Genomic DNA, 24959 nt, shown 5'->3' on the forward strand with positions numbered 1-24959 from the left:
GTTAGCATGAAATCTTTTCAACCCTGTTTTGGTGGCGACCGCCCTCAAATTCAGTTGTTAAAAAGGTTGTGGTAATCTCTTTAGCCAGTTCCTCCGAAACAAATCTGGCAGGTATACACAAAACGTTTGCGTTATTGTGCTTGCGGACTAAAGAAGCAACTTCATTCTCCCAGCATAAACCTGCTCTGATGTGCTGATGTTTGTTCGCGGTGATGGCTACACCGTTTGCCGACCCACAAAGTAAAATCCCGTAAGTAAATGCTCCATTTTCTACAGCAGCAGCTACCGGATGAGCGAAATCTGGATAATCAACAGAATTTTCTGAGTAAGTGCCAAAATCTTTTACCTCGTAATCCTGTAAAAAATCTTTTAATATTTCTTTATATTCAAACCCAGCGTGATCCGCTCCAATAGCAATTTTAATTTTTGTATCAGACATTGTCAAATTTATAGAGAATTATAAAATCTATTCGTAATGTTTTTGTTAGTTAGCGTAGAAAGCAGCCTCAGCCTTTTTCTTCTTTTTTTCTATGTAAGCTGATACAAAAATACTGAGCTCATAAAGCAAGAACAATGGCGTAGCTACAATTAGCATCGTCATAATATCAGGTGTTGGCGTAACAATAGCTGAAATGATTAAAATAATAACCGCGGCATACCTTCTGCTCGATCTCATCAGCTTTGGTGTCATCAACCCAAGTTTCGACAGCACGAAAATAATAACTGGAAGTTCGAAGATAATCCCTGTGCCTAAAGTTAAAGTTGCAACAGATGATAGATACGAATCAACTGTGAATGTATTTTTGATTTCGGCACTAACGGTATAACCTGTTAAAAAATTAACTGATAACGGACAAACTATAAAATAACCAAAAAAGATACCGATAATGAAAAGTACAGAGGCGAAGAATACAAATCCACTTGCAGATTTACGCTCATTTTCATGTAATGCGGGTTTAATGAAACGCCAGATTTCCCACAATAAATACGGGAAACCAACTACAATACCACACATTACGCAAACATTTAACTGAAGGTTAAACTGGCCAGCCATTTCGGTGTTAATAATCTCTCCATTAATTTTGGTGATACACATATCTGCACCAAGTGAAGGAAATTTTTCTACCAGTTTGCACATCATCCTATAAGTCCAGAAATCGGGCTTTTTTGGACCAAATATGATTTTATCTAAAATGAATTCGTTAAAGTAAAAAGCAATACCGGTAAAAACGGCAATGGCAATTACGGCCCTGATTAAATGTTTACGGAGAACATCCAGGTGATCAAAAAAAGACATTTCTGCCTCTAATGTGGTGCTCTTTTGTCCGATAGCTTTTGTTAGTGAAGTTTTTTTAGTGTCGCTCATGTTGAAAACAAAAATACCATTCTATTTGAATAGAATGGTATTTACGTGTTAAATATAGAAATAGTTTATATTATTATGAGAAATGACTGCAAAAATAGAAAGAAGCTATAACAGTAGTTTTTAACGTTGCCCTTTAATTATACTCAGTTGCTTTAAATTTGCGGCGTTGCTATAATTAAATTGATATACACCATCTTCTCCGGTAACGATTAAGGATTTAGGACCAGCAATAACATCAAAGCTTTTGATGTTATTTAAATGCTGCAACATGTTGTCGCCTATTTTGGTTTTATCGGTAATATTGAAGCTCTTTATTCCATAATTGCCTTCGCAAAGAAACAAATTATTACCACTGGTGCTTAGGCCGTGTGGGTTTTGCATAGGATAAACTGCAATCTGTTTCGGCTTGGTGGGATCTTCTATATCTACAACTTCCAATTGATTAGTTGCTTGCCTGCACATATTGCCTGTGCGTAAGGTAACGTAAGCGTATTTGCCCTGTACAACAACAGGGTCGCAGGCAAAAATATGGCTGTAAGTAGATAGTTTTACGGGATTAGCCGGATCGGTAGCACTAAAAATGTGCATACCGCTATTGGTACCGATAAATAATTTATTCTCATAAGGGAAGATGGTTTCGACACCCCAACCTAAAGTAATAGCCTTTAAAAAAGTTGGGTTCGATGCAGTCTTAACGTCAAACAGGCTTAAGTTATTTATTCCAATAGTATATAAATAGTCATTCATCAAGGTAAATCTGGCCATCGAACCACCTTGCCCGGAAGAAGAGTTGCTGGTATAAGCGAGATCGTTAACTACTCCTTTGTAAGTTTTATAAGTTTGTTTCTTTACGAGGGTATCTTTATAGGTGTAAAGGTACTTCTGTGCACCTGGCAAATAGAACTGATTGAAAACATCGGTTACTCTTTTAACTTGTTTGATATTGCTCATATTGGAGAGATCAAAAGCAAGCAAATCAATAAAATTGTCGGCGTAAAGGATATTATCGCGAACCGCTAGATCTACATTTCCCGGAATTTGCAGAAAACCTATATTTACAGGAGCACTAGGGTTGGCATTGTTATAGATGTGGATACCTTCATTGGGTTCATTAATGAAAAGATAATCGTTGTAAATGTATATTTTTCCGGTTTTTTTAGCAGGAATAGCTTTTGTCATCCCCACCGGTAAAGCCCTCATTTGCTGAACAGAAATCATTTTTACAATCTGTATCATTTCATACTCATCTTTTTTACAGCCTGTAAATACGGCGCAAACAAGTAGGAGGAGTAGTACGTTAATTAGATTTTTTTTCATAATTGGAGTGTTTTTAATATTAAACGTATGAGATTAATTAAACGCTACAGTGTTCGATAAATATTAATTATCAGTTAGTTATGTGACATTAGCTGAAATCTAAAACAATAAAAAAGGCTATCCAAATTATTTGAATAGCCTTCTTGTATTATTAAGTATAGAAATACTTTATTATTCTGAAAACTCGAACGTTTCCATAAATTTCGTAGTGAAATTTCCTGCTCTGAAGTTCGGATCTTTCATCAACTGCAGATGGAAAGGAATGGTTGTTTTTACACCCTCAATTACAAATTCGCCTAAAGCACGCTCCATTGTACAGATTGCTTCTTCGCGTGTTTGTGCCACGCAGATTAATTTGGCAATCATCGAGTCATAGTTAGAAGGGATTGAATATCCTGCGTAAACGTGTGTATCAACGCGAACACCATGGCCGCCCGGAGAGTGGAAGTTGGTGATTTTTCCTGGTGAAGGACGGAAGTTATTTGCTGGGTCTTCGGCATTGATACGGCACTCGATTGCGTGCATATCAGGGAAGTAGTTTTTACCCGAAATTGGAATTCCGGCAGCAACTTTAATCTGTTCTTTAATTAAATCGAAGTTGATTACTTCTTCGGTAACCGGATGTTCTACCTGGATACGGGTGTTCATTTCCATAAAGTAGAAGTTACGGTGTTTATCAACCAGGAATTCGATTGTACCGGCACCTTCATAATTTACGGCCATTGCACCTTTAATAGCTGCTTCGCCCATTCTTACACGGAGTTCATCTGTCATAAAAGGAGAGGGAGATTCCTCTACCAGTTTCTGGTGACGGCGTTGAATAGAACAATCGCGTTCTGATAAGTGACAGGCTTTGCCAAACTGATCTCCGATAATCTGGATTTCGATGTGACGTGGATCTTCGATATATTTTTCTAAATACAAACCATCGTTACCAAAAGCTGCACCAGATTCCTGACGGGCACTATCCCATGCATTTTCGAAATCTTCGTCTTTCCAAACAACCCGCATACCACGGCCACCACCACCGGCAGTTGCTTTTAAGATGACAGGGTAGCCCATTTCATTTGCTATTGCAATACCTTCTTTAACGCTGGTAAGTAAACCTTCTGATCCTGGAATGGTTGGTACACCGGCAATTTTCATGGTTTCTTTTGCAGAGGCTTTATCGCCCATGCCATTGATCTGCTCTGGGGTAGCACCAATAAATTTGATGTTGTACTCGCGGCAGATGTTAGAAAACTTAGCATTTTCTGATAGGAAACCATAACCGGGGTGTATGGCATCGGCGTTAGTTAATTCTGCAGCCGAGATAATATTTGGAATATTTAAATAAGAATCTTTACTAGGAGGGGGCCCAATACAAACAGCCTCATCAGCAAAACGTACGTGTAAACTTTCGCGATCTGCGGTAGAGTAAACAGCAACCGTTTTGATGCCCATTTCCTTACAGGTACGGATAATACGCAAAGCGATTTCACCCCTGTTGGCAATTAGTATTTTTTTAAACATAATTTTTAATTTAGGATTACACCGATATTGTGATTACACCGATTATTTTGGCGTCATCATCAATCTGTGAAATCAAATTAATCTGTGAAATCAGCTTCTAAATAGGTTCTACTAAAAATAACGGTTGATCGTATTCTACTGGCGATGCATTATCAACCAGGATTTTAACGATACGGCCAGAAATTTCGCTTTCAATCTCGTTGAAAAGTTTCATTGCCTCGATAATACAAACTACTTTACCAGTGCTAATTTCATCGCCAACATTAACAAACATTGGCTTGTCTGGGCTAGCTGAACGGTAGAAAGTACCGATCATCGGAGATTTAATGGTTAAGTATTTTGAAGTGTCTTCTGCACCTGGTACAGCAGGTGTTGCTGCAACCGGAGCAGTAGGAGCTGTGGCAACAGGGGCAGCAGCCTGTACAAGCGGAGCCTGTGGTACGGTAGCATGCACAACTGTTGGTGCTTGGTTTGTTTTGATCGTGATTTTGAAGTTTTCCTGCTCAATAGCAACTTCATTTACTCCAGAACGAGAAACAAATTTAATCAGTTCCTGTATTTGTTTGATATCCATTTTTTAGGCTAGTTATGTAAAAAATAGTGTTTATTGAATTAACTAAGTTATACTTTTTTTGTTTTATTTTTTTATTGCTGAGGGCCATTAATCGGACTCCGGACTAAGGACTTCTGACTAGTTAGTATCGTAAGCCCATTTAAGGTATACCGAACCCCAGGTAAAACCACCACCAAATGCAGCTAAAACGATGTTATCGCCTTTTTTTAGTCTGCTTTCCCATTCCCATAAACATAAAGGAATTGTTCCGTTGGTTGTATTTCCGTAACGTTCAATGTTAATCATTACTTTATCGGTTGTAACGCCCATGCGGTTTGCAGTGGCATCGATAATGCGTTTGTTGGCCTGGTGAGGCACTAACCATGCAACATCATCAGCAGTTAGGCTGTTGCGTTCCATAATTTCGGCAGCAACATCGGCCATATTGGTTACGGCAAATTTAAATACTGTTGGGCCTTCCTGGTGTGCAAAATGTAATCTTGCGTCAACAGTTTCGTGTGATGCCGGCATAACAGAGCCACCTGCTTTCATCCCCAGGAAATCTCTTCCAGAACCATCTGTTCTCAAGATAGAATCCTGAATGCCAAAACCTTCTTCATTTGGCTCTAATAAAGCACAGCCACAACCATCACCAAAAATGATACAGGTTGTACGGTCTTCATAGTTGATGATTGACGACATTTTATCGCCGCCAACAACTAAAACTTTCTTGTGTCTTCCTGATTCTATAAACGATGCGCCAGTAGAAAGCCCGAAAATAAAACCAGAGCAAGCGGCCTGTAAATCATAACCCCAGGCATTTGTAGCGCCGATTTTATCAGCTAAAACGTTTGCTGTTGCAGGGAAAGTAAAATCTGGAGTAGTGGTGCAAAAGATAATCAGTTCAATTTCTTTTGCATCAATTCCCCTCTTTTTAAGTAAACCATTTACAGCATGAACAGCCATATCGGAAGTACCTAAACCTTCTCCCTTTAAAATTCTACGTTCTTTAATTCCCGTTCTGCTGGTAATCCATTCATCCGAAGTGTCAACAATGGTCTCTAACTCTGCGTTTGTAAGCACATAGTCGGGAACGTAACCATTTACTGCTGTAATAGCAGCGTGAATTTTACTCATTTTAAGAATTTTAATAAATTATTTAAATGCCATTCTAATTTTTTCTACCAATCCTGTAGTGATCATTTCTCTGGACTGTAGAACCATATTTTTAACAGCTAGCGGACTAGAAATTCCATGTCCGATAACAACGGGAGCGTTAACGCCTAGAACCGGACTTCCACCGTATTGTTCATAATTAAAACGATCGAAGAACTCATCTTTAAGCCCCTTTTTGATGGTAAGCACGTAAAACGATTCTGCTAATTTTAGCATCACATTTCCGGTAAAACCATCGCATACGATTACATCGGCCTTATCGTTAAATAAATCTCTCCCTTCCACATTGCCAACAAAGTTGAAGAGTTTTGTTTCTTTCATTAACGGGAAAGTAGCCATGCTTAGCATATTCCCTTTCTCATCTTCTTCGCCAATATTTATCAGGGCAACTTTCGGATCATTTATGTGCAAAAGATTTTCTGCATATAAACTGCCTAAAACACCAAATTGTAGTAAAATATCGGGTTTACAGTCGGCATTAGCACCTACATCTAACAGTAAGCCTGTGCCACCTTTAATTTTTGGAAGAATTGTACATAAACAAGGGCGGATAATGCCCGGAATGGTTTTAACGCTAAAAACTGCGCCAACCAACATGGCTCCAGAGTTACCAGCACTAGCGAAAGAATCGATTTTGCCTTCTTTTAAAAGGTTAAAACCAACTGCTATGCTCGAATTTGGTTTCTGAACGATTGCTTTGGTGGGATGTTCGCCCATACCAATTACTTCATCAGTATGAACGTATTCAAAATGATCTGGATTAAAACCTTCTTCTGCAAGAATGGGTTTAATCTGTTCGGTATCGCCAATAAGAACTAAATGCTCTCCAGCGTTAAGCGATTGATGAGCAGCTATTGCTCCCAAAACAATTGCTTTGGGAGCATAGTCTCCGCCCATTATGTCGAGGCCTATTTTCATAGAAAAAATCTGTTTGTGTTAAGTCAGGTGTAATCCTGAATTTTTCAGTTGACTAAGGTATGACTAAAGCCGCTGAAAACACAAACAATTTTTTAAGAAAATTACCCTATCTGAGTATTTTCGATAACCAGTTTGCCGTTGTAGTATAAGTTACCATCAACGTTGTAAGCACGGTGAGGTACGTGAATAGCACCTGTTGCCGAGCATGTTGCTAAAGAAGGAGTAACCGCTTTATAGTGTGTTCTTCTTTTATTTTTTCTCTGTTTCGAGATTTTCCGTTTTGGATGTGCCATTGGTGTATAATCTAATTATTTTTTTAACTTATTAAGGGCTTCCCAACGTGGGTCGCTTGTTTGTTCATTTTCTTTAGCCTGCTTTTCGATCGATAATTGATTTAAACGGTCAATCATCTCCTGATCGCAATCTTTATCTGCCTGCTCGCAGTTTTTGATATAAGGTACCGCTACGTTAATCATTTCGTATAAAGGACCAGATATATCAATCTCGGTATCTTTACGGCTTAGCGAAATAATTTCTTCATCATCGCTCTCCAGTTCATCTTCAGCAAACTTTACAATCTGCCTTTCGTAAAGATTTATAGGCAACGAAAACTCAGATAAACATTTATCGCAATCTAAATTTACTGTACCAATAACTTTGAATTTTAGAAGCAACATGGTCTCTTGTTTCTCAAGTTCCAGGTCTACTTTTAAATTTCCGCTTTTTATTAACGAATACTCAAATGCATTAAAAAAGCGGTCATCAAGCTCATAATCAAACTGATGAGTTCCCAATTTTAATCCGGTAAACGGTAATGAAAATTGTTTTAGTGGGTTCAAAGTACTGTAAAATTTTAGCCTGCAAATGTAGGGATAAAATAATTAGATTAAAAATGTTTTTTAAAAATTGTTGATGTTAATCGGACAGGTTTTCAGAATGTTAATTGAAATACTGTAAGACCTTACACGTTTCTTGTTAGTCGGGATTTGTAATCCCGACTTAGAATAAAGGATTTTTATTTATTAAGTGGATTGTAAATCCACAGTCTATTGAGCCGAGATTGCAAATATCGACCAACAAAAATTACTGATCAGCCAATACCATTTCTTTGTTATTCCTGCTCCACTCGCTCCATGAGCCTACATATAGCTTAGGGATGGGTAGACCTGCATAATCCATAGCTAATAGCGTATGGCAGGCAGTAATGCCCGAGCCGCAGTGTACAATTACATTTTCTGGTTTAACCTGAGCTAAAGCTTCAGCATATTTTTCTTTCAATATTTCAGGGGCCAGGAAAGCACCATCAGTATCTAAATTTTCGGTATAGGGAATGTTTGCCGCGCCAGGTATGTGCCCTGCAATCAAATCGATCGGTTCAGTCAGGCCTGCAAAACGGTTGGCATCGCGCACATCAATCACAATGTAATCGTCGGTTTTAGCAACTTTTTCTACTTCATTGATATCCGATAACGGTAGGTTCCATGTTGTGATTTCGTATTTTCCCACAGATTTTGGGATTTCGACTTTATCTGTTGTTGGGAAACCTGCTTTAACGGCCGCCTGAAAGCCCCCATCAATTACCTGTACTTTTTCATGACCAATTGCTTTTAGCATCCACCAGAGCCTTGCAGCGGCGTTACCGCCGTTTTTATCATCGTAAACAATCACATGGCTGTCTTTTGTGATACCGAGCCCCTGTAAAACGGCAGAAAACTGGTCGAATGTTGGCAAGGGATGCCTTCCACCGATAGCAAAATCGCCAATATTAGCTAAATCGCTATTTACATCTGCAAAAAGTGCGCCTGCCAAATGTTGTTCATCGTATCTGGCTTTCGAACCAGCGCTGGCATCGATAATTACGATCTCCTCGTCTTGGTTTAACCAGGTTAATTCTGCTGGTTTTATGATGGGTGATATATTATTCTTCATATTTCATTCTATTTATCCGTAATCAAACCATACTGCATTTGCGCCATTGGCTTTTGCATATTCTAAAAATCTTCTGAAATTTCTAAGGTCCTGTCCGAAATTATTGCCAATATAGCCTTCACCTTTATCGAGATTAAAATCAGTAAAATAGTAATCATTGTCAAGGGTGTCTATCTCATGGCTATCCAATTTATCATTTAGTGCGCCTAGCTTTGAAAGCTTTTGGATCAAAGTTTCGATCGTTTCCAGTACCTTATTTATATTGTTATCTATTTTTTTTCTATTATTTGCGATCTGCTCACGAACTTTTTTCTTATCGTTTTCGGTTTCTGCAAAAGACAAACGGAAATCAATCTCCATTTCGTTCCAGTATTGCTCCATTTCATATAAAATTGAAATATCTGTTTCTGTCAGCCTACTTATCTGGTCGAGTTCGGTTTCTTTTTCAATCACATCCCTCCGCGACATCAGGTTGCAAAGGTTCTGCTTAAACTATGTTGGTTAAAAAAATCTACATGGTTATCTGTGTTTTTTAAACGGGATATTTCTTCTGAATTATCGGTAATGAGATGAATGTCGAGCCCCATAGTATATTTTGTGATTCAATTTTTTGCAATATAAGAGATTTTGGAAATCAGGCCTAATGCGATTTATTGCTGATTAGTGCCCATAATCCCAAAACCGGTCCAACAGCCAAGACCATATAAAGATAATGCGAATTCATTTCTTTAGCCAAAAGATTAATCACCTGAATGCTAATAATCGTAATGGCAAAGCCGATACAGTTTACCAGTGTTAACGAAGTTCCTCTCTGGCTTTCTGGTGCATGTTTGGCAATTAAAGAAGAAAACAAGGGTGAATCGGCTGTGCCGGACAAGCCCCAGCAAAATAAAAATATAAGAAAAGGATATACTGAGCCGCTGAATAGGAAAATTGGGGAGAGCAGGCAACATGATCCAGAAATGGACAGCGCAATAGCCGCAATCCGTTTCGCACCGAATTTTTGTGAGAGCAAACCGCCGATCATGCAGGAGAGGCCACCTGATGCGATAATTAAGAACGAATATAACGGGATATTTAAAGTTGCATGTGCATGTTTAGTGTTGTAAAGCAGCAGCATACCGGGTAAAAAAGCCCAGAAAGTATAAAGCTCCCACATGTGCCCGAAATAGCCGAAAGCAGCAGATCGAAAATCAGGGTTTTTAAAGCCATTAAAACAAGATCGAAAATCGAATTTTTGTCCGGCAGTTCTAAATGGGCCATTTGGTACAAACCATAAAATAGCAATTGCACCAATTAGAGATAAACCGGAAGTAGCGAAGATTACATACTGCCAAGGAAAATTTGCAGTAAATGTTTTTAATAAATGAGGGAAGGCAGTACCCAAAACCAAAGCACCAACTAAAAAACCTAATGATTTTCCTAGCCCGTCTTTAAAGTAATCGGATGCTATTTTCATGCCAACAGGGTAAATTCCAGCCAACATAAAACCAGTTAAAAAGCGAAAAAGCAGCAGTAAATGAACATCGGCTAGTTCTAAACAGATGCCGAGGTTAAACAACGCAGCTGCAATTCCACAGATAAAGAATACTTTCGAGGGTGAAAAAATATCGGAAATGGCAAAAAAAGCGAAAACTAATGTTCCGCTGATGAAACCAAACTGTACCATGCTGGTGAGGTTGGCCAGTAGATTTGTCTCAGTTGGGAAACTTTTAACAATATCGTGTAATACAGCATTGCCAGCAAACCACAACGATGTACAGAGAAACTGTGCAATAACAATTGTGGGGAGAATGTAATTGGGTTTTTTAGTGCCGCTCATTTTGAATTTGATGCACAATTTTACCAAAAATAAACCTGATAGTAGTGGAAATACTTTTTGTTATGGTGCTTCGACAAGCTCAGCATGATAATCACAAAAAGATTGGAACGCATAGCAGGACTTTCGGAACCGATGAAACACAGCAATTGCTTTACAAATAAGTAATGGATCACTTTAGTTTCTGGAAGTACGAGGTCAGACGTCCGAAGTCGGAGGCAAGAGTGCCATAGCTACCGATTATTACTTTGGTTTTTCAGCTTTCGTCTTTCTGCTCTTACAACCTTCAGCCTTTCTACCCTCAGCCTTCTACCTTAAGAAGCATCATCTTTAATATCAAACTGTGTTTCAACCACTTTACCGCCTGTACGCAATTGATTGCCCAACATCTCCTCTTGCTCCCTACGGTTTTTTACAATATGGATGGCCGAGAATAAAGCTTCGGTAAATGAAGTCGAATCCGCTAAATCTTTACCTGCAATGTCGTAACCTGTTCCATGATCGGGAGAGGTACGAACGAAGTTTAAACCAGCGGTATAGTTTACACCATTATGGAAAGCTAATGTTTTGAAAGGAATTAAGCCCTGATCGTGGTACATGGCCAAAACGGCATCGAACTGTTTGTAGCTACCATTGCCGAAAAAACCATCGGCAGGATACGGGCCAAAACAAACGATACCTTTGTCGTAAGCTTCCTGAATGGCTGGTGTAATAATTTCAGCCTCTTCAGTGCCCAATAAACCATTGTCGCTGGCATGTGGATTTAAGCCCAGAACAGCAATTTTTGGTTTTTCAATCCAGAAATCTTTTTTCAGGCTTTCATTAATCAGCTTTAATTTACTGATAATTTTCTCTTTTGTAATCGAGGTTGGAACATCTTTCACGGGAATGTGGCCAGTAACCACACCCACGCGTAAATTTTCGCTGATCAAAAACATCAGCACATCTTTACTGCCACTTTTTTCTTGCAGGTATTCGGTATGGCCGGGGAAAGCAAAAGTTTCTGATTGAATATTATGTTTGTTGATCGGCGCAGTAACCAGTGCATCGATATCGCCGTTTACCAGATCGGCTGTTGCACGCTCTAATGATAAAAGTGCATATTTCCCACCTGTTGGCGTTACCTGCCCTAATTCGATTTTTACATCTTCTTCCCAGCAATTAATCATGTTTGCCTTTTTTGGTTGTGCCTGGTTGGCATGGCTAACTACATTAAAACTGAAATCGCCTAAATTATTCGCTTTTCTGTGAAAAGATGAAACCTTAGTATGGCCATAAACAATTGGAGTGCAATAATTTAAAATAGCAGGATTAGATAATGTTTTAATGATTACCTCTAAACCTATGCCGTTTACGTCGCCTATACTAATGCCAATTTTAAGTTTATCGCTCATAATTACTGGAAAATTTTAGCGCAAATTACTGATTTTCGTTTAAACCCTTTAAAAAAAATGAAACCGCAAAGTACGCAAAGTGATTTGCAAAGAAATAATAAGCCTATCTTTGCAAAGAATTTTAATTTTTAAAGCCCCTTCAGGGGTTTGGGGTATGAGTTTAGTAAAAGCGAAAAAACATTTAGGGCAACATTTTTTAACCGATAAAGGCATTGCCAACCGCATTGTAGAGGCTTTGGTGAATACTGATAAATACAATCAGGTTTTAGAGGTTGGGCCAGGTATGGGAATCCTATCTGATTTTTTGCTGCAGCGCAAAGATTTGGAAACTTATCTGATCGATATCGATACCGAATCTTTCCATTTTTTAAATGAAAAATATCCTCAGCTTGGCGATCGGTTGATTAATGGCGATTTTTTGAAACTTGATTTCGATGCCATTTTTCCAGGTCAGTTTGCCATAATCGGTAATTTTCCATACAATATATCGTCACAGATTTTATTTAAGATTTTAGATAACCGCAACAAGGTTGTAGAAATGGTTGGGATGTTCCAGAAAGAAGTTGCCCAACGTTGTGCAGCGCCAGCAGGTAACAAAGAGTACGGGATTTTAAGTGTGTTTCTTCAGGCCTACTATAAAATTGAATATCTGTTTACGGTTAAACCGGGTACATTTAATCCACCACCAAAGGTGCACTCTGCAGTAATCCGTTTAACCAGAAATGAAGTGGAGACTTTAGACTGCGATGAAAAATTATTCTGGCGGGTGGTTAAAGCGGGTTTTAACCAACGGAGAAAAACTTTGCGTAATGCTGTTTCTGCAGTGATGCCTAAGGATAAAATGGACGATCATATTTATTTTGAGAAACGTGCCGAGCAGCTAACGGTAGCTGATTTTGTTGCCCTAACGCAGCATGTGAGTAAGTTGATGGCGGTTTAGTGATGCAATCGTCATCCTGACCTGTAGCGCAGCTACGAAGTAAACCGAGCCTTAAGCGAGCTCACCGAAGGTAATTTATTTCAGGATCTTTTTGAAGCGCAATTTTTATAATATGAAAAGCAGGTTTCTGTACTTTTGGGTTGCAGCGGTCCCGCTATCCGCTTCAAAGCCTTGGTTCGTTCCTCACCTTCGTGTTTTTCGCTCCTATCGGGTTTAATCAAAATGGGACACTACAAAAATCAGCATTTATACGATCATAGAATTGCTTTTCTTGCCAGCTGAAACATTTGTGTAATCCCAAAATCTGTGCAATCAATCGCTTGCATTTTCTTGCAAATCCGTGATTATTTTCATTGAATTTCTCCTTTCCTTTGCGCTGTATTTTTAGGAAATCTTATGATAAATTATCGCGAAATTTTTGAGGAACAAGGTATTGACTATTTAACTTACCGTGCATTGATTGATCAACTTCTGTTAGAGGGAAAGGCAACCGGTGATGTAACCTACGATTTGCATTATACTAAAATGAATGTGCAAAGGATGAGCCGCGTGGATAAGACGATCAGCTTAAATGATGAGTTGATTTCGACCATTGATCATCTTAAAGAAAATTATAAGTTTTTGGTGATTACTGAAGGCTGGTGTGGCGATGCTGCACAGATTGTTCCGATATTCAATAAAATCGCAACTGCGTCATTAGGTAAAATTGATCTGAAATTTGTGCTTAGAGATAAAAATTTGCCATTAATTGATGCGCATTTAACCAATGGTGGAAGAGCTATTCCGGTTTTAATTGTGTTAAATGAATCAGCAGACCAGGTTTTAGGAACCTGGGGCCCAAGACCACAAATTTTGCAGGAGCTTTTAAAGGAGTGGAGAAAAGAAAATACTGAAATGTCGGTTTTGGCAGAAAAACTTCATGGCTGGTATGCTAAAGATAAAACACAAACCACACAGGCCGGATTATTAGAACTTTTGAAAGGGCTGGAGGGTTAATCTTTATATAGAATAGTCGCCATCTCGACTGTAGCGAAGTCCCGAATGTTCGGGAGAGAGATCTGCCTAAATAGATTTAGCTTCGCTGAGCACTACACGGTTCTCGACTTCGTTGCACTTCGCTCGAAATGGCGTTATTGCGCGGGTAGTTCTAGAAACAAGTAATGCTAATCAACAGAAACAGTTAATCCTTCTTGCTGTAAAATTTTACGGTAAACTTCCATCTCGGTAAATGATCCTTCCAAAACTGGACATTTTCCGTCATTATGCACTTTCCAGGCAATTTTTTCAGCCTGCGATTCGTTATAATCGAGATATTTCATCATGCAGTAAATCACATGATCGAAAGTATTGATATCATCATTCCACAAAATAAGGCGATGTACGGTTTTTAGGGAAGTTAAAATTTCTTCGAGCGTAAAGGTCTCTTCTTTGGTTTCTGTAGACATGGTGCAAAAATAAACATTAGTATCAAGTATTTAGTATCGAGTAACAAGATTTTGTTCCTTTGTTAATAATAATGGCTTAGGCAATAAATGATTAACTTTGTTTAACCAAAATATAAATAATAGCATGCACCAGTCTAAAATTGCGGGAATAGGTTACTACGTTCCGAAAAATATATATACCAACGATGATTTAAGCCGTTTTATGGATACCAATGATGCATGGATCCAGGAGCGTACCGGCATTAAAGAACGCCGTTTTGCCGATCGAAATGAGGAAACCACTACTACAATGGGTATTGAAGCAGCCAAAATTGCGATCGACAGGGCTGGGATTACCGCTAAGGATGTCGATTTTATCGTTTTTGCCACATTAAGCCCCGATTATTATTTTCCAGGTTGTGGCGTGTTATTGCAACGCGAAATGGGCATGGGTGAAATTGGTGCCTTAGATATCCGAAACCAATGTTCGGGCTTTGTTTATGCACTTTCTGTGGCCGATCAGTTTGTAAAAACAGGTATGTATAAAAATGTGCTGGTAGTGGGGAGCGAAAAACATTCGTTCGCGATGGATTTCGAGACCCGTAGCCGCAACGTATCTGTAATTTTTGGCGATGGCGCTGGCGCTGTGGTACTGCAACCTACAGACGAGCCTGGAAAAGGGATTTTAAGTACACATTTACATAGCGATGGTGCCGATGCCGAAATCCTGGCCATGTATTATCCAGGTTCTCATGCCAATAAATGGTTAAAAGATAAACCTGCCTATCCGGAACAAGAGTTGGGGGGACTATTTATGACACAGGAAATTTTAGACAGTGGTGCCGCTTTACCTTATATGGATGGACCATCGGTTTTTAAAAAAGCAGTAGTGAAGTTCCCAGAAGTAATTAAAGAGGCCTTGGCTGCCAATAATTTAACAGAGAAAGATATTGATATGTTGGTGCCACATCAGGCAAATCTGCGTATCAGCCAGTATGTGCAGCAGTTGTTGGGTTTAAATGATGATCAGGTTTTTAATAATATCCAAAAATATGGCAATACCACAGCAGCTTCTGTTCCCATTGCCTTATGCGAAGCATGGGAAGCGGGAAAAATTAAAGATGGCGATCTGGTATGCCTTGCCGCATTCGGATCGGGCTTTACCTGGGCCAGTGCATTGATTAGGTGGTAACCATAGGTTCGTCATTTCGATCGATTGCAACGAAGTCGAGAAATCTATCTCTAAAGATCTCTCCACTCCGCGTTGCTTCGGTCGAGATGACGACCGTTCATTTGAAGCTGTTAATAGTGGCGTAGTCGATTGGGCTATTGCGTTTTAGGCCTGATAAAATCTCCTAAATAACTACACTCGCCTGCCGCCACAGCATAAAAAGGTGTTTTTGCATAGCTAAACCTTAATTCTTTAAGATAAGGATTGTTGTAATTTGCCTTGATGAAGTTTCTCCATTTCACATCTTTTTTATCGTAATAATAAAATGATAGTGGGTTCGCATTCATGATGATCTGTTTCTGCAAACATTTTGCCAACATAAAAGTACATTTTGCTTTAAAATCAGCATTGGTACTTAGTGCCCTGGCCTTTAAATACCAGGCTTTTGCGGTCTGTGCTTTTTTGTAATCGCCATCGTATACATATTTTGCCGGGTTACTATTGTCGTATGATGACCAATCGTAACTGATCAGGAACCAACTGTTACCAAAATAACCAGTTTGGTAAACGGCGTTAGCCATTTTATAATAGTAAAGTGCGGCATTCTTTTTATCACTAATGGTTAATTTCTGTAAGCGGAGCATTTCTGCAGCAAAAGCCTTTTTGGTAACCGAAGTTTTAGCCGTTACATATTTTTTAGGATAATCATTTATCGTTTCGATGAAAGGATTAGCATAAAGTTTTGCGTTGGATTCATCTCCATACCAGTTCTCTGGATTGAAGTATTTATAACTTGGCGAAACCTTTGCAAACATTTGCACAGCCTTATCATATTGATGTGTGCGCAAGTAAGTTGTGCCAAAAAGTTCATAAAAATCATCATTTTTAAGCTGGTTTAAAGCCGAAGCCAACAAAGCGGTAACATCATTGCCTGCCGCCCTGGTTTTATAAACAGCTAAGCCCTGCATGCTTTTCGGACTTAAGTTTTTCTGCCAAAAAGTAATACTCTGATAACTCATGTTCTGGAAAAGTGAATTCTCCTTTAATGTTTTATATTCCAGATCGCCTTTAACCATTGCCAATGCTGCTTTTGCAGTATCGCCCATATTCAAATAAGCTGGCGCCAATATTTGCTGGTAGAAATTCCTCGTGGTTCTGCTAAAGCGTTTACTGGCACGATCGGTATCATAGTAATATTGCCCTTTTGGCTGTTCGCTGTTTTCTGCAAAACGCTTTTCGTCAAGCCATTTTAAGGTCGGCAATAAATCGTTCTCATTAAAAGGATTGCCTTTTTTGATGTTTTTTGCCTTGATCAATAAATCGGTAATGCGGTATTGGTCGCGTAATCTTTCTGGTAATTTATCTGGCTTTAGTATGGCAAGGTAATTTGTCGCCAGAAAATCTTTGTTCTCCATCCACGATAAATAAGCTGCGGTTAATGTACCCAGCTCTGGCTGTGGATATTTTTTTTCGGTAGCCAGTTTTACTGCAAAGTTCCTGATTTCATTCAGGTGTTTTAAATTGATGTTTTTTAGGCTGTCTTTATATTTAGAATTGCCGTTATCCGAGAAATAATAATTATAACCAATTTTGGCTATGTCATTCGCCTCAATAAGATCTTGTTCTAATTTATTTACTTCGCGCACCAACAGCGCGCCGTTAAGCTGGCTTTTTGGTTCGTATTGATAAACTTTATTCAAGCTTTCTATTCCTGAATCAGCATCACCAAACCCGTTTATCGCCCAGATATTGGCTTTCTCGTTATTGGTTTTGGCGTATTTTAGCGCCCCATTAACAGGCGAGCTGGTGTAATAATAATTTTTATAAGCCTGTACTCTCCGTTCAGGGTTGCTTGCAAAAACTTTCGAGAACAAAAAGGCAGATTCTTCGGGATTGCCCAGCCTGCGGGTAGAACCTGCATACAATGCCAATGCCCAGCCCTTAACCGCACTGTTTACCTTACTGGTTTTAATGTATTTCTCGTAAGTTGATTTACTCTCGGCATGATAACCTGCAAAATGGAACATCCGTTCAGCTTGGTAAGCGTAACGCAGTTTCAGAAAATCATCTTTTTCTGCTTCTGTCAATTTTAGGCCTTCTTGGGCTTTTGAACCCATGGCGGTCGTATCGCGAGGCTTTGGATCCCAAAGACTAAAATCTACATTGGCCAATGGTTCGCAGCTTTTGGCAAATTGGTAATACTTTAGTGATTCTTTGCGTTTGCTTAACCCCTGGATAAAACTATTCTGTTGTAAGCTATCGGGTAATTGTGAAACGTTACCATTAAAATTAATGAGTTTTGCATCAGTTGCGCTATCAGTTTTGTACATTACTTTTAGCACATCCTCTTTTTTAATATTAAGGTATTTCGCCCATTCTCGACTGTTAATATCGGGCTCGCTTTCTATATCCGTTTCGCTGTTGAGGTAAACCATCTGGTTGTAGGCAAAAGGCGAATATTCATCTCCTTCAACATTGTTGTGAAAGTAAGAAACATAATAATCATAAGGATCTATCTCGCCACCACAGGCAAGATTTACGGCAATTTCGCCGAAAAAAGTAATCAGGAATACACTAAAAATTAGCGATAACTTTTTGAACGTCTTCATTGGTAAAATGTTTTAATAGGTCGGTGTCTAAATGGTAAAAAACAAGGTTTCGAGTCCTAGGGCTTAAATGTCGGGATAAAAATTTAGAGGTCGAAAGTAAATCTTTAGCAGAAATCTGTTCCCACCTCACCACATCTCCTTTTTTTAACCCGGCTGCAGGATAATCAACCAAAAGATCATAGAGAATGGAATTTCCTCTCTGTTTAAAAAGTTTTTTATCTTCGATTTGTGTTTTGCCTATCCGTTTGGAAATACCCGCATATTGCCCGTTTCTGAATACCACTGCCCATTCGAAAATGGGTAAGGCCACATCAAGTGGTAAGGGATATTGTTCCAGGAAATCTTTTAAGTAGATATCCATTTCGTACTGATCCAATATAGAGTTTTGTTCGCCATACTTACGTAGGTTACCCATATTGTAACACATTAAAATGGCTTTCTCTACGGGAGGTACGCCGCTTGATACAATGTTTTTAACCTGATGCAGACGCAGGGTTACCGAAACGGTTTTTCCTTTTAAAAGCGCATTTCCCTTTAATTGTTCGAGAAATTTAAAATACCTGTTTCTGGTGCCTTTGGTCCAATCACAATCAATCTGTAATTCTGCATAGTTTTGCTTTCCTGCCTGTTTTACCTTTGCGGCTACAAATTTGGCAATGCGATCAGCCATAACGGCTGTTTGCATGGTGTCAATCTTGTTAAAAACCTCGTTAACGATAAACACAACAGGGATAATATCGATCTGTTTAGGTAGTGGGTCTGAAAATTTAATCGGCGAAACAGGTACAGGCAGCTGCAGATCTGGATTAAAATCTACATCCATAATACGCACGTACAAAGAGTTAGATTTAAATTGATCTAGGTAACTGGTTTCTTCCTTTTTGTTCTGATAATCCGTTTTCCAATAATAAAAAGTAGGGTGAACAACTGTTTTTTGTTTGCAGCCAAAGAAGAGAAATACAAAAATCACTAAAATACTTATCTTGCGCATATCAATTTTATTGAGCAAAAGTAGTATAAAATGCGAGCAGTTTTACAAAGAGTTACACAGGCGAGTTGCACGGTTGATGGTGAGGTTACGGGAGCAATTGAAAACGGATTTTTAGTCTTATTAGGCATAGAAGATGCCGATGCTTTGACGGATTTGGACTGGCTGGCACAGAAAATTATCGGGATGCGTGTTTTTGGAGATGAAAACGGGATGATGAATAAAGCACTTGCCGATGTGGGTGGAGATATTTTATTGATTAGCCAGTTTACCTTGTTTGCATCTACCAAAAAAGGAAACCGTCCGGGTTTTACAAGGGCAGCGCGACCAGATGTGGCGATTCCTCTTTACGAGAAAATGATCGAAAAGCTATCTGCTTTATTGGGTAAAAGAGTAAAAACCGGAATTTTTGGGGCTGATATGAAAATCGCACTTTTAAATGATGGACCAGTTACGATTTTGATTGATACGAAGGATAAAGAATAAGCGTATAGGAGCAGTTTAACGGCCAGATTACCTGAAAGTAGCACAAGTATGGAAAATGATATGAATCTTAAAAAGTCAAATGCCACTCCGGTGGATTTAGGTGTTCTTGTTTTCTTCGTTATTTTGAAACTGATTTTACCTTTCTTCCTGGTCAATGCAGCATATAGTTTACACCGCGATGAGTTTTTACACTTAGACCAAGCAAATCATTTGGCCTGGGGTTTTCAATCTGTACCGCCGGTAACCTCCATATTTGCGCTGATTATTAAATTACTGGGTAGTGGCGAGGCAGCAGTTCGTCTGGTGTCAGCCAGCATTGGTGCAGCAACCCTGGTTTTTACCTGGAAAATTGTAGGTGCCCTAAAAGGTAATTTATACGCGAAAGTCTTGTCGGCAATTGCTTTGATCTGCTGTGCTGTCGGACGTTTAGATCTACTTTTTCAACCTAACGCCTTCGATATTTTAAGCTGGACGGCTGTTTATTTCTTTCTCATCAGGTTTGTTGATACGAAAGAAAATAGATTCCTCTATTTTACAGGCATTGCTCTTGGCTTGGGCTTTTTAAATAAATACAGCATTGTGTTTTTGGCAGCAGGTGTAATCCCCGCTTTGCTGATCTCAAACCAACGACAGGTTTTCAGGAATAAACATCTCTATTTAGCTGCATTGCTGGCTTTATTAATGATATTGCCTAACCTCATCTGGCAGTATACACATCATTTTCCGGTTGTTGGTCATATGAAAGAATTAGCCGCAACGCAATTGGATAAAATTAACAGGGTCGATTTTCTGAAAGATCAGTTGCTCTACTACTTCAATATTATTTTTATTGTTTTGGCGGGGATTATTGCCTTGCTGTTTTATAAGCCATTTACGGCTTTCCGTTGGATAATTTTCGGCTTTATCATTTCCATTATCTTGTTCACTTGGTTTAGGGCAAAAGGATATTATGCTTCAGGTTTGTATCCTGTAATTATCGCTGCTGGCTGTACTTATTTCAGCTTCGTATTTAATAATGGCTGGAAAAAATATTTGAAAGTATTGATGGTCATTTTACCCATCGCACTGTTTAGACTTACCCTGAAATTTGCTTATCCGGTTTTAAGTCCAGAGCAGATTATAGCCAAACATGAGAAATTTGCTAAAATTGGCATGTTGCGTTGGGAAGATGGTTTACAGCACGACCTGCCTCAGGATTTTGCCGATATGCAGGGCTGGAAAGAAATGGCTGCCTTAACCGATATTGCCTATGCCAGGGTTAAAGATAAATCAGCTTTGCTGGTCCGTGCTGATAATTACGGAGAGGCTGGGGCCATCAATTATTACTCGAAATTTAAAAATATCAATGCTGTTGCCTATAATGCCGATTACTTGTACTGGTTTAAAATTGATAAACCGATTAAACATGTAATCTTAATAAGGGAGCCAAATGAAGAGGATCCCCAGCGTAAAAAAGAACGGCCGTTTTTTGGGAAGATTACCAAAATTGGTGAGGTAAGAACGCCATATGCCAGAGAAAAAGGAGCAAGCGTTTTTTTACTCGAAGACGCCAATATTGATATTAATAGTAGAATCAATTCAGAAATAGAAGAAGAAAAACATGACCATTAACGAAGCACAGGAAACCGTAGACCGTTGGATTAAAACTACAGGCATCCGTTATTTTAACGAACTCACCAATACGGCCATCTTGATGGAAGAAGTTGGAGAGGTAGCCCGTATTATGGCCCGCAAATATGGCGAGCAGTCGTTTAAAAAAAGCGATGAAGCGGTAAACCTCGCCGATGAAATGGCCGATGTGATGTTCGTTTTAATCTGTCTGGCTAATCAAACAGGCATAAACCTTACCGATGCTTTAGAAAAGAACCTGGAAAAAAAGAGCGTCCGCGACGCCGATAGGCATAAGAATAATGAGAAGCTGAACCCCTAAATCTCCTGAAGGGGACTTATATCTTTAGCGCTTAAGCCCCCTTTAGGGCGTTGGGGGTATAAACTCCATTAAACTTCTATAAGCTACAAAACGGTTTTTATACCTTTCGTTTAACTTTGCCTGTAGGGTTGGAGCAAATATATCCTGGTATTTATGGTAATGATCTAATGTTTCGGCAACATACTGGGCGCAATAGGTTACCCCTTCGTTCGGTGAATCTACAACCTTTAATAAACGGTTGGAAATAAACATACCCGTAGCCATCACTTCAGGGATATGAACATCTTGCATCCATTGTAACCATTCTTCGGCAGCTGCATCATCTAAGATAAGCGTAACATTATATAAAAACATGGCACAAAGGTAAATAATATATAAATGTTAAAAAATTGATGATAAAGGATTTTATTCTTTAAAGTGATATGAATCATTTAAATTTGTCAATTCCCATTGTTTTTAAGCATGATACGAACTAACGACTCTCAAAAAATAGATAACTCGACCCGCAATTACATTTATACTGGTTACCTGACGGCAATTTTCGGAGGGATTTTAGGACTGGTTATTGGCTGGGATTTAATGAAGAAAAAAAGAACACTGAGTACGGGTGAGAAAGTTTTTTCTTATTCATTAACTGATCGGCAGCACGGTGCGAGGATCTTAATATTAGCAAGCATTTGCTTCATTTTGTTGCTAACGTTAACTATCATTGCATTAGATGCCTAAATTATCTGCCATTCAGAAATGATTACCATTGTCAATTCATCTACCACTAAAGAACTTGAAGGGGTTCTTGAACTCCAAAAACAAAACCTAAAAAAAGATTTAAGCCCCGAACAAATAAAGGAACAGGGTTTTGTTACGGTTTCACATTCGCTTGATGATCTGGAAAAGATGCATCAGCATGAACCCAATATTATTGCAAAAGATGGAGAGCTGGTTGTGGCTTATGTGTTGGCCATGACCGAACAGTCTAAAAATGACATCCCAAGACTGGTTGAAATGTACGAAAGTTTCGATCAGATTCAATACCAGGGTAAACCCGTTTCTTCTTTCTCTTATGTTGTTGTAGGACAGGTTTGTGTTAGTCAGAATTATAGAGGAAAAGGTTTATTCGATCAATGTTATCATGCTTATAAAGAGTATTTTAAATCTAAATACGATTTTGCAATCACCGAAATTGCAACCATTAATTTACGGTCGATGAATGCACATAAACGTATTGGCTTCGAGGTTATTCATACTTATACCGATGGCAGTGCTGTAGAATGGAATGTTGTGATTTGGGACTGGAAACGGTAGATTGGTTTGGCGTTTAGCGATAGGCGTTTGGCATCAATTAACCAGTTGCCAGTTTTCAGTTAACCGATTAACCATTACGAATGAACTAATGGCTAATGAACCAATCAAACTCCATCTCCGCGTAAATTCCTAAATCTTTTTCTGGCCTCGGCACTAAACATACTCCCCGGGTAATCCGTAATCAGTTTCTGAAAATAAATTTTGGCTTGCGCAATGTCGTTCAATTTCTTTTCATAAAGATCGCCTAAGGTAAAAAGGGCATCATCTGTCCAGATACCATCTTTAAAATCTTCCGTTACTTTTTTCAGAATATCGGCCGCTTTTTGAAAATCGTTAGCCTTGATGAAAATCCTTGCTTTACTCATCATTATCGCATCAGTTAAGCTATTTTGCGGAAAGGCTATCGCAATGCTGTCCATTTTCTTAACAGCACGTTCGGGCAGGTTTCTAAATAAAAGCATCTCTGCGTCAGCATACATTTTTAAAGCATTACTGTCTGCGGGGGTTTGAATGTTATCGTTAATCAGCAAACTCAGGTTCAAGGCATCGTTTGCAATAAGCTGCGAAGTTGCCGCCTTTAAAACCAAACACTGACCATTGCTGTATTCGAAATTACCCTGATAAAAGGAAAGTTTGGCGCTCCTGAAACGTGCCTCATTTCCTACGGGTTGTCCTTCAAACTGTTTACTCACCTGCTCGTACACTAAAAAAGCTTCCCAGGGTTGGTTGGTTAAAATGTAAATATCGCCTAAATCGAGTTTTAGCTGGCCTAAGTCCTGATCGTTAATGCCAGGCATTTTTATCGCTTCTTCCAGTTCTTTTTCTGCACTGCCGGGTTGATTTAAATAATAAGCCTGCAGGTTTGCCAGTTTTTTTATGGCAAAAAGTGTGTTCCTGTTCTTGCCGTTTTCGTCTAATAAAGCCTGATAATCTTTGGCCAGCAGATCAAGGTCGGCAACTGCATATTTCCCATTGGTACGCAGGTTATACTTGGTATTCAGCATTTCTATTTTTGAAGGAAGATAGTACTGGTTATCCTTTCCTTTAGTTAACAGATAGTCGTAGGCTTTAATTGCTGTTTCGTAAGCGCCATTATCAACAAAGGTATAAATGGCATTAAACAGGGTACCACCGTCAGCCTTAGTACGTTTATCGTACGCAATTAACTGGCGCAGGGCCATGTCAAATTCCTGTTGTTGAATATAATTCCAGGTAAGCAACTGAATATAAATTTCGGCATCTGGTTCTTTCTGTATTTTTCTTAAAATGGCTGCCTGAAAGGTTTGATAGTCGTTTTTATCTTCAAAAATAGAGGCGAGTACGGCTTCAGCCTGCGGTAAAAGCTGCGGCATTGTTCCAAGTGCATCAAGATATTCCTGCATGAGCATGGCTTTATCCTTTTTAAAACGGTAGATATTTAATAACTCGAAGGTAAACATTTGGTCGTTGCCCAGTAGTTTTCTGCCCTGCTTAAAAGTTTGTACCGCATAATCGTAATTTTCGAAGCGATAAAAGCTGTTGGCCAAATTTCTGATCTTGAACTCATCCTTGGGAAGTTTGCTGATCACATCGCTGAAAATTTTATTTGAATTTTGTGTATCGCCTTTCTCCTGATAAAGCTTGCCCAATGCTATTGGATAAATATCGCTCTGCGGATTTTTTTTGATTTCCCTTTTAACCACTTTCTCTGCCACATCATAACGCTTCAATTTTACGAGTGTATTAAAGTAAATATCGAAATAGGCTTCATTATTGGGAATGGGATAGAGTTTTTCCAGTAGTACAACCGCCTTTTCATATTCTCCATCCTGATAATATTGAATAGCCAGACTACTTTCATCAGGCGCAATCTGCTGATTGGAGCGAAAGATTTGTGCATTGGCCCCAAGCGATAGAAATAAGAATACGATGAAAAACAAGCGGTTCATAAACCCTAAATTATAAGTTTTAAATGTAACATTTTAATACATCTTTAGCTAAACCGTCAATTCATATTAAACGTATTTTAAATGTTACCTGTATTTTATTTTGTAGAAATTTTATAAATACTAAATTGACCCACGACTTATTATTGATTGCATAAGTAACATTGTTGGTGTAAATCGCGGTTAAGTTGTTGTGATAC

General features: G+C 38.8%; 25 protein-coding genes. 7 read left to right on the forward strand and 18 right to left on the reverse strand.

Features of this window, described 5'->3' with window-relative positions; genetic code table 11:
- Position 1 precedes the first annotated feature (1 nt).
- The 13 genes from rpiB to pdxA all read right to left on the reverse strand — a co-directional run bounded on the left by rpiB (position 2) and on the right by pdxA (position 11984).
- Positions 2–439 carry a ribose 5-phosphate isomerase B gene (rpiB, locus tag AC07VK_RS08880; protein ID WP_492955295.1) on the reverse strand — a complete coding sequence of 146 codons (438 nt, stop codon included), beginning with the start codon at positions 437–439 and terminating at the stop codon, positions 2–4.
- 45 nt (positions 440–484) lie between these two features.
- The gene (gene tatC, locus AC07VK_RS08885) at positions 485–1366 is read right to left on the reverse strand and encodes a twin-arginine translocase subunit TatC (protein WP_492955296.1); all 882 of its coding nucleotides are present in this window, start codon (positions 1364–1366) and stop codon (positions 485–487) included.
- A 120-nt stretch (positions 1367–1486) separates the two neighbouring features.
- Positions 1487–2683 (reverse strand): LVIVD repeat-containing protein, encoded by a 1197-nt coding sequence (locus AC07VK_RS08890; protein WP_492959942.1) that lies wholly within the window; start codon positions 2681–2683, stop codon positions 1487–1489.
- 171 nt (positions 2684–2854) lie between these two features.
- Positions 2855–4195 (reverse strand): acetyl-CoA carboxylase biotin carboxylase subunit, encoded by a 1341-nt coding sequence (gene accC / locus AC07VK_RS08895; RefSeq protein ID WP_057931790.1) that lies wholly within the window; start codon positions 4193–4195, stop codon positions 2855–2857.
- Positions 4196–4292: 97 nt separating this feature from the next.
- A complete protein-coding gene (gene accB / locus AC07VK_RS08900) occupies positions 4293–4769 on the reverse strand; it encodes an acetyl-CoA carboxylase biotin carboxyl carrier protein (protein WP_492959944.1) in 477 nt (158 codons plus the stop codon).
- Positions 4770–4886: 117 nt separating this feature from the next.
- Positions 4887–5885 carry a beta-ketoacyl-ACP synthase III gene (locus AC07VK_RS08905; RefSeq protein ID WP_492959946.1) on the reverse strand — a complete coding sequence of 333 codons (999 nt, stop codon included), beginning with the start codon at positions 5883–5885 and terminating at the stop codon, positions 4887–4889.
- An 18-nt stretch (positions 5886–5903) separates the two neighbouring features.
- A complete protein-coding gene (gene plsX / locus AC07VK_RS08910; protein WP_492955299.1) occupies positions 5904–6842 on the reverse strand; it encodes a phosphate acyltransferase PlsX in 939 nt (312 codons plus the stop codon).
- Between the two features lie 101 nt (positions 6843–6943).
- Positions 6944–7135, reverse strand: a complete 192-nt coding sequence (gene rpmF, locus AC07VK_RS08915; protein ID WP_025143959.1) for a 50S ribosomal protein L32 — start codon at positions 7133–7135, stop codon at positions 6944–6946.
- Between the two features lie 15 nt (positions 7136–7150).
- Entirely contained in the window at positions 7151–7681 is a 531-nt protein-coding gene (locus AC07VK_RS08920) for a YceD family protein (RefSeq protein ID WP_492959947.1), read from the reverse strand.
- A gap of 244 nt (positions 7682–7925) precedes the next feature.
- Entirely contained in the window at positions 7926–8771 is an 846-nt protein-coding gene (locus AC07VK_RS08925; protein WP_492959949.1) for a sulfurtransferase, read from the reverse strand.
- 12 nt (positions 8772–8783) lie between these two features.
- Positions 8784–9239: a hypothetical protein gene (locus AC07VK_RS08930; protein ID WP_492959951.1), complete on the reverse strand. Its 456-nt coding sequence runs from the start codon at positions 9237–9239 to the stop codon at positions 8784–8786.
- 172 nt (positions 9240–9411) lie between these two features.
- A complete protein-coding gene (locus tag AC07VK_RS08935; RefSeq protein ID WP_492959953.1) occupies positions 9412–10593 on the reverse strand; it encodes an MFS transporter in 1182 nt (393 codons plus the stop codon).
- 311 nt (positions 10594–10904) lie between these two features.
- Positions 10905–11984 carry a 4-hydroxythreonine-4-phosphate dehydrogenase PdxA gene (gene pdxA, locus AC07VK_RS08940; protein ID WP_477607905.1) on the reverse strand — a complete coding sequence of 360 codons (1080 nt, stop codon included), beginning with the start codon at positions 11982–11984 and terminating at the stop codon, positions 10905–10907.
- 154 nt (positions 11985–12138) lie between these two features.
- Here pdxA and rsmA point away from each other — a divergent pair, with 154 nt between their 5' ends.
- Both rsmA and AC07VK_RS08950 read left to right on the forward strand, forming a co-directional pair.
- Positions 12139–12924 (forward strand): 16S rRNA (adenine(1518)-N(6)/adenine(1519)-N(6))-dimethyltransferase RsmA, encoded by a 786-nt coding sequence (rsmA, locus tag AC07VK_RS08945; protein ID WP_492959955.1) that lies wholly within the window; start codon positions 12139–12141, stop codon positions 12922–12924.
- Positions 12925–13320: 396 nt separating this feature from the next.
- A complete protein-coding gene (locus AC07VK_RS08950; protein ID WP_492959957.1) occupies positions 13321–13920 on the forward strand; it encodes a thioredoxin family protein in 600 nt (199 codons plus the stop codon).
- Between the two features lie 167 nt (positions 13921–14087).
- On the opposite strand, the gene AC07VK_RS08955 is transcribed toward AC07VK_RS08950, so the two are convergent.
- Positions 14088–14369 carry an ATP-dependent Clp protease adaptor ClpS gene (locus AC07VK_RS08955; protein WP_029274160.1) on the reverse strand — a complete coding sequence of 94 codons (282 nt, stop codon included), beginning with the start codon at positions 14367–14369 and terminating at the stop codon, positions 14088–14090.
- 124 nt (positions 14370–14493) lie between these two features.
- Between AC07VK_RS08955 and AC07VK_RS08960 the strand changes: the two genes are divergently transcribed.
- On the forward strand, positions 14494–15540 hold the full coding sequence (locus AC07VK_RS08960; RefSeq protein ID WP_492955305.1) for a 3-oxoacyl-ACP synthase III family protein: 1047 nt from the start codon (positions 14494–14496) through the stop codon (positions 15538–15540).
- Between the two features lie 134 nt (positions 15541–15674).
- Here the strand turns inward: AC07VK_RS08960 and AC07VK_RS08965 are convergent, their stop codons facing one another.
- Positions 15675–18128, reverse strand: coding sequence for a hypothetical protein (locus AC07VK_RS08965; RefSeq protein ID WP_492959959.1), 2454 nt, complete (start codon positions 18126–18128; stop codon positions 15675–15677).
- Positions 18094–19119 carry a hypothetical protein gene (locus AC07VK_RS08970; protein WP_492959961.1) on the reverse strand — a complete coding sequence of 342 codons (1026 nt, stop codon included), beginning with the start codon at positions 19117–19119 and terminating at the stop codon, positions 18094–18096. Before AC07VK_RS08970 ends, AC07VK_RS08965 begins: the two co-directional genes overlap by 35 nt.
- Before the next feature lie 30 nt (positions 19120–19149).
- Here AC07VK_RS08970 and dtd point away from each other — a divergent pair, with 30 nt between their 5' ends.
- The 3 genes from dtd to AC07VK_RS08985 are packed head-to-tail and all read left to right on the forward strand — an operon-like array spanning position 19150 to position 21532.
- Positions 19150–19602 carry a D-aminoacyl-tRNA deacylase gene (dtd, locus tag AC07VK_RS08975; RefSeq protein ID WP_492959963.1) on the forward strand — a complete coding sequence of 151 codons (453 nt, stop codon included), beginning with the start codon at positions 19150–19152 and terminating at the stop codon, positions 19600–19602.
- 60 nt (positions 19603–19662) lie between these two features.
- Positions 19663–21213 (forward strand): glycosyltransferase family 39 protein, encoded by a 1551-nt coding sequence (locus tag AC07VK_RS08980; protein ID WP_492959965.1) that lies wholly within the window; start codon positions 19663–19665, stop codon positions 21211–21213.
- On the forward strand, positions 21203–21532 hold the full coding sequence (locus AC07VK_RS08985; protein ID WP_492959967.1) for a nucleotide pyrophosphohydrolase: 330 nt from the start codon (positions 21203–21205) through the stop codon (positions 21530–21532). Before AC07VK_RS08980 ends, AC07VK_RS08985 begins: the two co-directional genes overlap by 11 nt.
- A 42-nt stretch (positions 21533–21574) precedes the next feature.
- On the opposite strand, the gene AC07VK_RS08990 is transcribed toward AC07VK_RS08985, so the two are convergent.
- The gene (locus tag AC07VK_RS08990; protein WP_492959969.1) at positions 21575–21886 is read right to left on the reverse strand and encodes a DUF4286 family protein; all 312 of its coding nucleotides are present in this window, start codon (positions 21884–21886) and stop codon (positions 21575–21577) included.
- A gap of 390 nt (positions 21887–22276) precedes the next feature.
- Between AC07VK_RS08990 and AC07VK_RS08995 the strand changes: the two genes are divergently transcribed.
- Complete coding sequence (locus tag AC07VK_RS08995; RefSeq protein ID WP_492959971.1) at positions 22277–22834, forward strand: GNAT family N-acetyltransferase; 558 nt, start codon at positions 22277–22279, stop codon at positions 22832–22834.
- Positions 22835–22938: 104 nt separating this feature from the next.
- Here the strand turns inward: AC07VK_RS08995 and AC07VK_RS09000 are convergent, their stop codons facing one another.
- Positions 22939–24762, reverse strand: coding sequence for a tetratricopeptide repeat protein (locus tag AC07VK_RS09000; protein ID WP_492959973.1), 1824 nt, complete (start codon positions 24760–24762; stop codon positions 22939–22941).
- Positions 24763–24959 lie beyond the last annotated feature (197 nt).

The organism is Pedobacter sp. GW821-FHT01D05 (assembly GCF_059422505.1).